This is a genomic window from Rhodococcus sp. NPDC080181 (genome assembly GCF_040702225.1).
Lineage (GTDB): Bacteria > Actinomycetota > Actinomycetes > Mycobacteriales > Mycobacteriaceae > Rhodococcoides > Rhodococcoides fascians.
Window position 1 is genome coordinate 39,613 of the sequence record NZ_JBFBKN010000028.1, and the last position, 11,502, is coordinate 51,114.

At 66.2% G+C, this 11,502-nt stretch carries 12 protein-coding genes; 9 read left to right on the top strand and 3 right to left on the bottom strand.

The window, feature by feature from the left end:
- The first annotated feature begins 17 nt into the window (after window positions 1–17).
- Together AB0O58_RS23195 and AB0O58_RS23200 are read left to right on the top strand one after the other, a co-directional pair.
- Window positions 18–845, top strand: coding sequence for a purine-nucleoside phosphorylase (locus AB0O58_RS23195; protein WP_045842090.1), 828 nt, complete (start codon window positions 18–20; stop codon window positions 843–845).
- Window positions 842–2,443 (top strand): phospho-sugar mutase, encoded by a 1,602-nt coding sequence (locus tag AB0O58_RS23200; RefSeq protein WP_032372736.1) that lies wholly within the window; start codon window positions 842–844, stop codon window positions 2,441–2,443. The genes AB0O58_RS23195 and AB0O58_RS23200 overlap by 4 nt, the downstream gene beginning before the upstream one ends.
- A gap of 1 nt (window position 2,444) precedes the next feature.
- On the opposite strand, the gene AB0O58_RS23205 is transcribed toward AB0O58_RS23200, so the two are convergent.
- Together AB0O58_RS23205 and upp are read right to left on the bottom strand one after the other, a co-directional pair.
- The gene (locus AB0O58_RS23205; RefSeq protein ID WP_230593563.1) at window positions 2,445–3,335 is read right to left on the bottom strand and encodes a DUF2797 domain-containing protein; all 891 of its coding nucleotides are present in this window, start codon (window positions 3,333–3,335) and stop codon (window positions 2,445–2,447) included.
- Window positions 3,336–3,367: 32 nt separating this feature from the next.
- Window positions 3,368–3,991: a uracil phosphoribosyltransferase gene (gene upp, locus AB0O58_RS23210; RefSeq protein ID WP_027496434.1), complete on the bottom strand. Its 624-nt coding sequence runs from the start codon at window positions 3,989–3,991 to the stop codon at window positions 3,368–3,370.
- A 176-nt stretch (window positions 3,992–4,167) separates the two neighbouring features.
- Between upp and AB0O58_RS23215 the strand changes: the two genes are divergently transcribed.
- From AB0O58_RS23215 to AB0O58_RS23235, 5 genes are read left to right on the top strand one after another with little or no spacing between them, the layout of a single operon-like run.
- The gene (locus AB0O58_RS23215; protein ID WP_080733168.1) at window positions 4,168–4,500 is read left to right on the top strand and encodes a type VII secretion target; all 333 of its coding nucleotides are present in this window, start codon (window positions 4,168–4,170) and stop codon (window positions 4,498–4,500) included.
- Window positions 4,501–4,506: 6 nt separating this feature from the next.
- Window positions 4,507–5,628: a C40 family peptidase gene (locus AB0O58_RS23220; RefSeq protein WP_045841977.1), complete on the top strand. Its 1,122-nt coding sequence runs from the start codon at window positions 4,507–4,509 to the stop codon at window positions 5,626–5,628.
- Between the two features lie 42 nt (window positions 5,629–5,670).
- Complete coding sequence (locus tag AB0O58_RS23225; RefSeq protein ID WP_032372738.1) at window positions 5,671–6,009, top strand: hypothetical protein; 339 nt, start codon at window positions 5,671–5,673, stop codon at window positions 6,007–6,009.
- Entirely contained in the window at window positions 6,006–6,320 is a 315-nt protein-coding gene (locus tag AB0O58_RS23230; protein ID WP_045841978.1) for a YbaB/EbfC family nucleoid-associated protein, read from the top strand. Before AB0O58_RS23225 ends, AB0O58_RS23230 begins: the two co-directional genes overlap by 4 nt.
- A 15-nt stretch (window positions 6,321–6,335) precedes the next feature.
- Window positions 6,336–7,619: a hypothetical protein gene (locus AB0O58_RS23235; RefSeq protein ID WP_045841979.1), complete on the top strand. Its 1,284-nt coding sequence runs from the start codon at window positions 6,336–6,338 to the stop codon at window positions 7,617–7,619.
- A 30-nt stretch (window positions 7,620–7,649) separates the two neighbouring features.
- On the opposite strand, the gene AB0O58_RS23240 is transcribed toward AB0O58_RS23235, so the two are convergent.
- Window positions 7,650–8,774, bottom strand: coding sequence for an adenosine deaminase (locus AB0O58_RS23240; protein WP_045841980.1), 1,125 nt, complete (start codon window positions 8,772–8,774; stop codon window positions 7,650–7,652).
- Window positions 8,775–9,018: 244 nt separating this feature from the next.
- On the opposite strand from AB0O58_RS23240, the gene AB0O58_RS23245 reads away from it, so the two are divergent.
- Both AB0O58_RS23245 and AB0O58_RS23250 read left to right on the top strand, forming a co-directional pair.
- A complete protein-coding gene (locus AB0O58_RS23245; RefSeq protein ID WP_045841981.1) occupies window positions 9,019–10,521 on the top strand; it encodes an APC family permease in 1,503 nt (500 codons plus the stop codon).
- Window positions 10,522–10,540: 19 nt separating this feature from the next.
- Entirely contained in the window at window positions 10,541–11,395 is an 855-nt protein-coding gene (locus AB0O58_RS23250) for a universal stress protein (RefSeq protein ID WP_094650066.1), read from the top strand.
- Window positions 11,396–11,502 lie beyond the last annotated feature (107 nt).

Sequence of the window (11,502 nt, forward strand, 5' to 3'; positions counted from 1 at the left end):
TCATACTGTTGTTCATCGTGGCAACTTCCGACGCACGAGCAACCGATCCCGTGACCGATCCCGATGCGGCGGCGCGCACCGCCGCCGATGCTCTCGCTGCAGCGACCGGCATCGACACCCATGCCGTCGCCATCGTCCTCGGCTCCGGCTGGCAGGCGGCCGCAGATGTCTTCGGCTCCCCCACCGCGACCGTGCGCATGGCCGATCTCCCCGGCTTCGCGCCGCCGTCCGCGTCGGGCCATTCCGGCACGATCACCTCGGTGGACGTGGGCGGAACCCACACTCTGTTACTTCAGGGCCGTACGCACGCATACGAGGGTCACGACCTCCGACGCGTCGTGCACCCGGTGCGCACCGCGATCGCGGCAGGCGCGACGACCGTCGTCCTCACCAACGCCGCCGGCGGCATCCGTGAAGGCATGAGCGTCGGCCAACCCGTTCTGATTTCCGATCACCTCAACCTGACCGCCCGTTCGCCGCTCGTCGGCGCCGAATTCGTCGATCTCGTCGGTGCCTACTCACCCGAACTCCGCGCTCTCGCGGCCGAGATCGATCCGTCTCTCGAGGACGGCGTCTACGCGGGACTGCCGGGCCCTCACTACGAGACGCCTGCCGAAATCAAGATGCTGCGCACGTTCGGTGCAGATCTGGTGGGCATGTCGACGGTGCACGAGACGATTGCCGCCCGTGCAAAGGGTGCTCGCGTGCTGGGAATTTCGTTGGTCACCAACCTCGCTGCCGGCATGACCGGAGAACACCTCGATCACTCCGAAGTGCTCGCTGCGGGCAAGGATTCGGCAGCTCGGATGGGCGCTCTGCTGCACGAGTTGGTCACCCGACTGTGATCGAGGATCTCACCGAGCGTGTGCAACGCTGGATCGCGGGAGATCCCGATCCGGCGAGCCGCGACGAACTCGACGGCCTCTCCGATTCCGAACTCGCGGACCGATTCAGCGGTCCGTTGACCTTCGGCACCGCCGGCCTCCGAGGGCCGGTGCGCGCCGGCCCGAACGGCATGAACGTCGCCGTGGTCGTGCGAGCAACCGCCGGTATCGCAGCGTGGCTGCTCGGGCAGGGCCTCGGCGGATCCACCGTCGTGGTGGGCCGTGACGCGCGCACCGGTTCGGAACAGTTCGCCTTCGCAGCGGCGGAAACGTTGGCCGCGCAGGGATTTTCGGTGGTCCTTCTCCCTCGACCACTCCCCACGCCCGTTGTCGCCTTCGCCGTACGGGCGCTCGATGCCGAGCTGGGGGTGCAGATCACCGCCTCGCACAACCCGGCCGCCGACAACGGGTACAAGGTGTATCTGCGGGGCGGGTCGCAGTTGGTTCCGCCGAGCGATGCCCAGATCGAGGCGCTCATCGACGCCAGTGCAGATGCAGTCGACGTGCCTCGCACAGCCGTCGAGCCCAGCGGCTCGGACATCGCGTCGCGCTACCTCGATTCGGTTGTGAGACTGCCCCGTTCGAGATCACGCGATGTTCGTATCGCCCTGACCGCACTGCACGGCGTCGGCGGAGAACTCGCCGTGGCGGCACTGCGCGGCGCTGGGTTCCGCGACATCCGGGTGGTCGAGGAGCAGTTCGAGCCCGATCCGTCCTTCCCGACGGTGACCTTCCCCAACCCGGAAGAGCCGGGTGCTGCGGACGCGGTTCTCGCGCTGGCGGCCGAGACCGGCGCCGACCTCGCCGTCGCACTCGACCCCGATGCCGATCGCTGCGCAGTCGGAGTCCGAGACGCTCACGGTTGGCGGATGCTGACCGGGGACGAAACCGGCGCTCTGCTGGCCGACTACCTGCTGCGTGACGCGCCGCCCGGCTCACTGGTGGCCAATACCATCGTGTCCTCGCAGCTGCTCTCGGCACTGGCACCGGCCCGCGGCGCGCGCTATGCCCGCACACTGACCGGTTTCAAATGGCTCGTGCGCGCCGGAGACGGCCTCGTGTACGCCTACGAAGAAGCGATCGGTCACTGCGTAGATCCGAATGTGGTGCGGGACAAGGACGGGATTTCTGCCGCCGTCGTACTGGCGGACCTCGCGGCAGCGCTGAAGCAGGACGGACGCACGCTACTCGACGTACTCGACGACCTCGCCGTCGAATTCGGAGTCCACAGCGGTGCGCAGGTGTCGCGCCGAGTGCAGGATCTCACCGACATCGGGGACATGATGCGCCGACTGCGCAGCACGCCGCCGACCGAGCTGGCCGGACGCACGGTGACTGTCATGGACTACGCCGACCGGGACGACGAGTTGCGCACCGACGCAGTCGAAATCGCGGGATCCGGACTCCGGGTCATCGTGCGACCGTCCGGGACCGAACCCAAGCTCAAGGCGTACCTCGAGGTCGTCGAGCCCGTCTCGGACCGGCAGGATCTGGCGAGGGCGAGAGCGACGGCGTACGAACTCCTGGCCCAGCTCTCCGCGTTCGCAAAAGAGCTGTAACTCAGAACAGTGCCGACTGCACCGCAGGCAGATCGGACGTGAAGGCCCCGAGTTCGATGCGCCGACCCTTCAATGCCGCCAGATCCGCGACGTAGGTCTGCTCGTCGACCGAGGCGATCACCGCCTGCCCGACGCATGTCCTGATCTGCAGTCCATGAGAGCCGGTTGCGACATCGGCGGGGTAGGCAACCCGAGTATCGTTTTCGCTCAATGTTTCCCGCCCCGCAGGCGGAGTCCACCGCTCCGCGATCGGCCGACATCCGCCGATCGCGGCGTCGGTCAACAGCTGACGGACCTGCTCCGCACGCGCGGCAGTGCCTGCCTCCAACCGGTCGAGATCGAGTGGCACGCACAGCGATGCTGCTTTCGTCGCCGACCGTACGGCCTGCCGTAGTCCGAGCCTTTCGGTCACCAGGTCCTCGGCGACACGCACGGCCTTGCCGTCGTCCGCGTGCGCGACGTACTGCGCACAGATAGCCCCCTGCTCGGCCAGCCGACCCCATTTGCGAGTCTGCGCGGCCGTCCCGATCTTGAAGGTGCCGTTGGCAAACGCCGCCAGGTAGAGCCAATGCGGTGCCATGACATGCTTTTCCAGATCACGCGAGACGAATCCGCTGCGGTGCACGGTATGAACGAAACGAAACACGTCCTTGTCCGCGCACCGTGCACACTGGCTCGATCCGACGGCCGGCTCCCGGCCCGGGCACGGAACGTACCGCGGCGGCCCGTCCGCAGTGAATGCCGTTCGGCCCGTGCAGTATCGGTCTGCCGCACCGCCGAGAGCGCGGTAGCTCAGTGTGTTACCCACCAGCTCCTGAAACTCGACCTGCTCGGCCTCGATGTCGAGCAGGCGCAACCGCGGGGTGTCAGGACCGGCGGAGGGCCAGGACACCCCGAGCGCGAGCAGGGTTGCACCGGAGCGAATCAGCGGGGCCCGAACTGACGGTCGCCCGCGTCGCCGAGGCCCGGGACGATGAAGGCATTGTCGTTGAGTCCGTCGTCGATGCTCGCGGCAACGAGTCGCACCGGGAGTCCCGATGCTTCGAGCGCTGCGACGCCTTCGGGGGCGGCCACGACGCAGATGGCAGTGACATCGGTTGCGCCGCGTCCGACGAGCAGCTCGATCGTGTGCACCATCGATCCGCCGGTCGCCAGCATGGGGTCGAGCACATAGACCGGAGTCTGGGACAGGTCGTCGGGCAGGGACTCCATGTAGGGCACCGGCTGATGCGTCTGCTCGTCCCTGGCCATCCCGACGAACCCGACGCGAGACTGTGGAATCAGACCGCTCGCCTTCTCCACCATGCCGAGACCGGCACGCAGTACGGGCACGAGCAGCGGCGGACGAGCCAACCGGGTGCCCTGGGTGACTGCGACGGGAGTACGTACCTCGAACGTGTCGATGTCGGCGTCCCTGGTGGCCTCGTACACCAGCATGTGGGTGAGCTGGCGGAGCGCAGTGCGGAACGTGGCGTTGTCGCTCCGCTCGTCCCGCATGGTGGTGAGCAGGGCGGCGGCCAGTGGGTGGTCGACCACGTGTGTATCCATGTCTCACAGGATAAGGCCCAGCACCATGAGGCCCACACGATGAGCCCCAGCGGAGGAGATCGCCGAGACGCACGGTGAACGGCAAGTCGTGGGAACCGATGTGCCCGCAGTCGCGTCGAACCAGTTGGGCGTCGCATTCGGCGACTGCGCGAACGCACGCGATTTCAGGGGGACTCATGGACGAACTCGTCGTCGAGACCGAGGGGGTGCTCGCCTACGGTGCGGCTGCGTCGACCATGGCCGAGCAGATCGCGGCGGCCGGTGCTGCCGCCGCTGCCTGCGGGCCCGCCGTGTTGGCGCCGGTGTTCGGCCTGATCGGGCAGGAATTTCTGGCCACGGTGACCGGAACCCATCTGGCGCATACCGATGCGGTCGTTCGCCTGGCGGGAGCGGTGGCGAGCCTCGGTTCTGCGGCCGCCGATGCTGCGGTGTCGTACGCCCGCACCGACGACGCAACCGGGGCGGCCGTCACGGCCCACTCTGCCGGTCGCGCACCGGACGCTCGGTAAGCGGCGATGATCGATCTACTCTCTCGCCCCATCGTCGAGCTACTCGGTGCCTTCGGCGGCGGTACCGTTCCCTCCGGAGGCCCCGCGGACGTGTTGCGACTGTCGTCGGCTGCGATCGAGGCCGCCCAGGGAATCGGCCGCATCGCGATCACCGAACTTGCTTCGAACTGGAACGGCGACGCCGCGGACGCAGCACTTCGGTACGCCGAGAACGCTCATGCGAGTGCTCTGGCCCTTGCCGATCACGCGGACGATATCGCCGCCGTCGTCGATCGGGCATGTCGGGATACCGAGCAGGGTTTCGTCGAACTACAGGCAATAGTGCAGTCGTTCGTGGGCATCGCCCTTTCCGCAGGACCGATCATCGCCACCCCGATGGGGCAGACGATGCTGATCTCGGCCGCGATCGAGCACCTCGAGCGTGCCCTGGCGGTGGTTGCGCGTGTGCGCGCTGAACTGGCCGTGCACGCTGCGACAGCCGGCGAGCTGGCCTCCCCGCCCGCGGTCCCCGCACCCATCGACTCCGGCCCGGCAGCGGTGCCGGGCTCGCCCTCGAACCTGATGACCTCACCTGCAACGGCTCAGGTGATCGAGACCGGGGAGAAGCTGGCGAAGACGTTCGCGCTGCCGCTCTCACAAACCGGCGGCACGCCGGACTCCCCCGGAGCCGGTGGAGCACAGCACTTCTTGGGCAATTCGGCGATGGATTCACCCCGCGCCGGGGACGCCGGCCGAGGAGTAGAGGTGCGATTGCCCGACGGGAGCACCGTCACTGCCCCCAACGCCGAAGCCGCAGGTGCCGTTCGCAGCGCGCTGACGCAGCAGGGCGTCCCCTACGCCTGGGGCGGTACGACGCCGGGCACCGGACTGGACTGCAGTGGGTTGACCCAATGGGCGTACGCACAGCAGGGCGTCGACATCCCCCGGCTGGCGCAGGAACAGGACATCGGCTCGTCGGTCGCGGCCGGTGACGTACAGCCCGGCGATCTCGCGGTGTGGGACGGCCACGTAGCGATGGTCATCGGCAACGGCCAGCTCGTCGAGGCGGGAGACCCGGTGCAGGTAGGACCGATCAGAACGACCAACAGCGACATGGCATTCAAGGGCTTCTACCGCCCGACCCAGTAACGGTCGGACCGAACGAGAGGCAGACCGAATGAGAGGAAGTCAATGACGGACGCGAACACCACCGTCGTCAGCGCGGTATCGGCAACTCGATCCGGCTCGGTATCCGTTCGCGCCACCGAGCATGGAGTGCCGATCGCAATCGCTATCGATGAACGTGAACTACGTTACGGGGGAACAGCATTGGCGTCGACGATCCTGGATCGATGCACGCGGGCGACCACAGCCGCTCGGGCACAGCGCCGAATCCGGTTGGCCGAGGACGGGGTTCCCTCCGATATCCTCGATCGCCTGGGTCTGCCGACCCACGCCCGGACGGCCGCCGACGCGAACGACGATCTGGCCCAGGAACCGGCACCCACGAGTTGGTTGCGACCGGTATGACCCACTCTCACCCCACCGATCTCGACACCGTGATCGACAACGCCCGACACCGGCTCGACGGATTACGTGAGACACAGGAGCGCGTCGACCACATCAGGATTCGAGTGGCCTCGCCCAACGGGCTCGTGACCGTCGTCGCGGACGGAACCGGGGCCATGGTCGGCCTCGATCTCGCGGAGGATCTCGGATCGGTGACTGCCCGCGAACTCGCGTCGACCATCGTTCTCACAGCCGCCGAGGCGGCGTCCGCAGCGTTGGACCAGCGCGAGACCATCCTGCAAAGTCTGCAGGCTTCGTTCACAGACTCCTGAGATAGGCTTCGCGCCATGGCTGGAGACATCATCCCGATCGAACTCGGTCTGACCGCCGGTGACTTCTCGACACTGTGGGCACCGGAGTGGCGAGAAGGCGACGACGAATGGGAGGCATTCCTCGGACACGAGGAAGATCTCTACGGATTCGCCACGGTTGCCGAGCTCGCCGCATTCGTCCGATCCGACGACGACAACGACCTCGTCGACCACCCGTCGTGGCCGGTGGTGTCCGCTCTCGCGGCCTACGAACTCGAGCCCGACGAGCTGCATCGGTTCGACCTCGTCGCAGTGCCCGAGCTGGTGGCTGCAGACCCCGAAGCCGACGTTCTCGCCGAACTGCAGGCCACCTTCGACATCGTCTCGTCCATCGGTGATGTCTGCGAACTACGGCCCGTCACAAGCTTTTTCGGAACCAATCCGTTCGTCGGAGCGGTGGCCGGTGGCGTCGAGAACTTTCTCGGCCGTGAAGGTGCCGAGCTGTGGGACCGCATCGGCGCAGCAGTGGCGAAGCATTGGGACGAAGTCCTCGACGCAGTCGATTCCATCGTGACCTCCCCCGACGTCGACAGCGCCGCCGTCGCCGTCGCCGACGCGGAGATCACCGCGGCTGCAGAGAACGCCGTCGATGCAGACGACGCAACGGACGACATCGACGACGACACCGAGGACGAAGAGTCCGACGACGACGACGCAGAGAGCGACGAGGACGACGTCGACCGAGATCCCATCGCCGCTGCCGCGGCGGAGGAGACGTTCTGGACCACCGTCGGTATCGATCCCATTCGCATCATCACGTCCGACGACACGCTGTACACCCTGCGGTGCTACCTCGGCGACAAGCCCGTCTTCCTCGGCCGCGGTGGCGCCATCAGCGTGTTCGGGTCCGAGCGCTCGCTGGCTCGCTATCTCGCCGACGATCACGATCACGACCTGGCGCAGGTCAGCACCTACTCCGATGTTCAGACCGCCGCGATCGACGGCTCACTGGACATCACGATCACCGACGACAACGTCTACGTCTTGCCCGGACTTGCCGACGACCTTGCCGACGGGCCCACCGCGGTGGACGTCGACCAGCTCGATCTTGCCGTCGAATTGTTCACCGATGCAGCCGATTTCGCCGGCGACAGCTCGGTGGACGAGGCCCTCGCCACGTCAACACCGCTGGGCTGGTACGTCTCGTACACCCTCGAGCCCAGTCCCGATCGGCTGGCCCCGAGCGCACCGTTCGACGTCGAGGCCGAGGCTTGGCGAGTCCTCGAGCGAGAGTTCGAGAGCCGTCTCCGCAAGAAGTAGGGCGTTCTCGCCCGGCCGCGCGCTCGCTCGTCAGCCGATCAGCACCGCGTAGCCGGGCTTGATGACGTCGTCGATCAACGCCAATCGCTCGTCGAACGGCAGGAATGCGGACTTCATCGCATTGATGGTGAATCGCTCGAGGTCACTCCACCCGTAGCCGAACGTATCCACCAGTTTGACCATCTCTCGGCTCATCGAGGTGTCGCTCATCAATCGGTTGTCGGTGTTCACGGTGACGCGAAACCGCAGTCGTGCGAGCAGATCGAAGGGGTGCGTCGCCAACGATTCGACGGCACCGGTCTGCACGTTGGAACTGGGGCACAACTCCAACGGCATCCTGGTGTCGCGGACGTACGCGGCCAAGAGACCGAGTGACGGCGTGCCGTCGGAGTTCGTGGTGATGTCGTCGGTGATCCGCACTCCGTGTCCGAGCCGGTCGGTCCCGCAGAACGCCACCGCTTCCTGGATGGACGGCAGACCGAAGGCCTCGCCTGCGTGAATGGTGAAGTGCGCGTTGCTGGCTCGCATGTATTCGAAGGCGTCGAGATGGCGGCTGGGAGGGAAGCCCGCCTCGGCCCCGGCGATGTCGAAGCCCACCACCCCGCGGTCACGGAAACGCACCGTCAGTTCCGCGATCTCTCGTGAACGTGCGGCGTGCCGCATGGCCGTCAGCAGGGTGCCTATGGTGATGTTCTTGCCCCGCACCTTGGCTGCGGAGATGCCCGCCTCGAAACCGGCGAGGGTGTGGGTGACGACCTCGTCGAGGGTCAGCCCGCGTTCGAGGTGCTGTTCCGGCGCGAAGCGCACCTCGGCGTACACGACGCCGTCGTCGGCCAGATCCTCGGCGCATTCGCGCGCCACCCTGAACAACCCCTCGGGGGTTTGCATGACGGCCACGGTGTGCGCGAAGGTCTCGAGGTAGCGCTCGAGCGATCCACTGTCCGCTGCGTCGCGGAACCACTCCCCCAGAGCGGCACCGTCGGTCGCGGGTAACCCGTCGTATCCGCATTCGTCGGCCAGTTCGAGCACGGTCTGCGGTCGGAGTCCGCCGTCGAGGTGATCGTGGAGCAACGCCTTCGGAGCCGACCTGATGGACGCGAGATCGAGTGGCGCACTGCCACCGATCGAGGACTGAGTGTTCTCCGCGGTGCTCATGTGTCGACGGTAGCGCGCGTCGTGCGCGGACGCGCGCCTGTCATCGCCACTCGGCGAGTCCGCGGATTCCCCCGACGTCCGCCGCTTCCGCGACCTATTTCGTTGCATTGTTACTCCGATGAAAACTATTCCGTCGATACACAGCGAATCGGCGACGGAAATCGTAGTGTTCATCCATCACACGCGACCGATTCTGTCGGGTCCCCTTCCGACGCCTCGGTCGACTCGAACCTCGGAGAGACCTATGTCGATTGCGGAACCGCCCAACACCATTCCGGGCAAGGGACTCAACACCGGCGCGCTCGGGTTGGTCGGCAACATCGTCATCGGACTGTCGGCGGTGGCCCCGGCCTACAGTCTCGCCGCCACCCTCGGCTACGTCGTTCTGGCCGTCGGCGACAAAGCACCGTCGATGTTTCTCATCGCCTTCGTTCCGATGCTGCTCACCGCCTTCGCCTACCGCGAGCTCGGGCGCGACACACCGGACTGCGGGACGTCGTTCACCTGGGGCACCAAGGCCTTCGGGCCCTGGGTCGGTTGGATGGCCGGGTGGGGGCTGGCCGTCTCGGCGATCATCGTGCTGGCCAACGTCGCCGAGATCGCAGCCATCTACCTGTTCGAGTTCCTCGGCCTGTCGGACTTGGCGGAGTCCACCGCGGCCAAGGTCGCCCTCGGTTCGTTCTTCATCGTCGCGATGACCTACGTCAGTTTTCGCGGCATCCTCATCAGCGAACGCATGCAGAACGTGTTGCTGGTCGTCCAGTTCGGCGTACTCATCGGAGTGTCGGTGACGGCACTGGTCAAGGTGGGGACGGGTACGGCCGGTCCGCAGGCCATCACGCCGCAATGGAGCTGGTTGGTGCCCACCGGGGTGACGATGTCCGACGCGGCCCAGGCCATCATCCTGTGCATCTTCATCTACTGGGGATGGGATGCCTGCCTTGCCGTCGGCGAGGAAACGAAGGACTCGGAGAAGACGCCGGGACGAGCCGCAGTGATCACCACGCTGATTCTCGTCGCGACCTACGTGCTCGTCGGATACGCCGTGCAGTCGTTCGCCGGGTTCGGAGACACGGGTATCGGTCTGAACAACCCGGACAACGTCGACGATGTGCTCACCATTCTCGGCGATCCGGTCGCCGGCTCGATCGTCGCGTCGCTGCTGTTGTTGACGGTGTCCATCTCGGCGCTGTCCTCTACACAGACGACCATCCTGCCCACGGCCCGCGGAACACTGTCGATGGCCGTCTACGAGGCAATTCCCAAGCGGTTCGCCAGCGTGCACCCCAAGTACATGACGCCCGGCTTCGGCACGCTCGTGATGGGTGCCGCAGCCCTGATGTTCTACCTTGTGCTCACCTTCGTCAGCGCCAACGCGCTGCAGGATTCGGTGGCATCGCTCGGGCTCGCGGTCGCGTTCTACTACGGCATCACCGCCTACGCGTGCACGTGGTACTTCCGTCGGACACTGTTCTCGTCCGCCCGAAACCTGTTCATGCGCGGCATCTTTCCACTTCTCGGCGGGCTGTCCATGACGTGGGCGTTCGTGCAGAGCGCAGTCGACATGATCAAGCCCGACTACGGTTACACCGTCTACGGTGCGATCGGCGGAGTATTCGTCCTCGGCGTCGGCATGCTTGTACTCGGAATCCCCCTGATGCTGCTGTGCTTCGTGGGTAATAAGGATTTCTTCCAGGGCAAAACACTCACCGCGTCCACCGAAGTCAAGGTTCCGGACACTTACTAGAAGAGAAGGACCGAAACTCATGAAGATCACCGTCGGCTACCTCGCCACCCCGAGCGGCGACGACGGCGTAGCCCTGGCCACCGCCCTCGCCCGCGCCCTCGACGCGTCCATCGACATCGTGCTGGTCATGGCCGTCGACGAACCTGTCATGGAAGGCAGTGGACCGTATCGAAAGATCCTCGAGGCCAAGGCGAGGGGCTGGGTGGACGACGCGGCCGCCCAGGTCCCGTCGGGTATCGAGGTGACCACGCACGTGATCGGCCACGAGTCGTTCGCCCGCGCCCTGATCGACTTCGCCGTGAACTCCGATGCCGACATGATCGTTGTCGGCGGTGCCAGTGACGGCCTGCTGAACCGACATTCGATCGGCTCGGTCGCCGGTCAGCTTCTGCACGCCTCGGAAGTTCCGTTGGCACTTGCCCCTCGGGGTTACCGGCTCTCCAGCGCACCGATCACCGATCTCACCGTCGCCGTCCCTACCCGGTCATCCGCCCCGAACCCGTTGCCGTTCGCTTTCACTCTCGCCAGCGCTGCGCACGTGCCTCTTCGATTGGTCTCGCTGGTCTCTCTGGAATCGACCGGAACCCCGAGCGACGAGACTTCACTGGACACGCGTCGACGGCAAGTCGCTGCCGCACAGGAGAATCTGGAACTCGCGGCCCGCACTCTCCCCGGCATCGAGGGCCTGGAATCCGTGGTGGCCGACGGGTCGACACTGGACGAGGCCGTGGGCAACCTCGAGTGGAAGCCGGGCGATGTGTTGTTGCTCGGCTCGAGTCGACTGGCGACCCCCAAGCGGGTGTTCCTGGGCTCGAGTGCCGCCAAGATTCTGCGTGCTGCCCCGGTGCCGGTGGTCGTCGTTCCGCACGAGTGAGCGGCTTCGCCGCATGTGATGCTCCTATGAGTGTCAAGTGGCAGTTTTCTGGGTGAGATGTTGGAACATTTCGCGGGCGACGGCTCGCTTGAGGCAGCGGATGATGT

Bases quoted from the DNA above. Each gene is read 5' to 3' on its own strand.
- AB0O58_RS23225 (WP_032372738.1), top strand. From the start codon at position 5,671: ATGACGGACGCGAACACCACCGTCGTCAGCGCGGTATCGGCAACTCGA.
- AB0O58_RS23245 (WP_045841981.1), top strand. From the start codon at position 9,019: ATGTCGATTGCGGAACCGCCCAACACCATTCCGGGCAAGGGACTCAAC.
- AB0O58_RS23230 (WP_045841978.1), top strand. From the start codon at position 6,006: ATGACCCACTCTCACCCCACCGATCTCGACACCGTGATCGACAACGCC.
- upp (WP_027496434.1), bottom strand. From the start codon at position 3,991: ATGGATACACACGTGGTCGACCACCCACTGGCCGCCGCCCTGCTCACC.
- AB0O58_RS23235 (WP_045841979.1), top strand. From the start codon at position 6,336: ATGGCTGGAGACATCATCCCGATCGAACTCGGTCTGACCGCCGGTGAC.
- AB0O58_RS23215 (WP_080733168.1), top strand. From the start codon at position 4,168: ATGGACGAACTCGTCGTCGAGACCGAGGGGGTGCTCGCCTACGGTGCG.
- AB0O58_RS23240 (WP_045841980.1), bottom strand. From the start codon at position 8,774: ATGAGCACCGCGGAGAACACTCAGTCCTCGATCGGTGGCAGTGCGCCA.
- AB0O58_RS23220 (WP_045841977.1), top strand. From the start codon at position 4,507: ATGATCGATCTACTCTCTCGCCCCATCGTCGAGCTACTCGGTGCCTTC.
- AB0O58_RS23250 (WP_094650066.1), top strand. From the start codon at position 10,541: ATGAAGATCACCGTCGGCTACCTCGCCACCCCGAGCGGCGACGACGGC.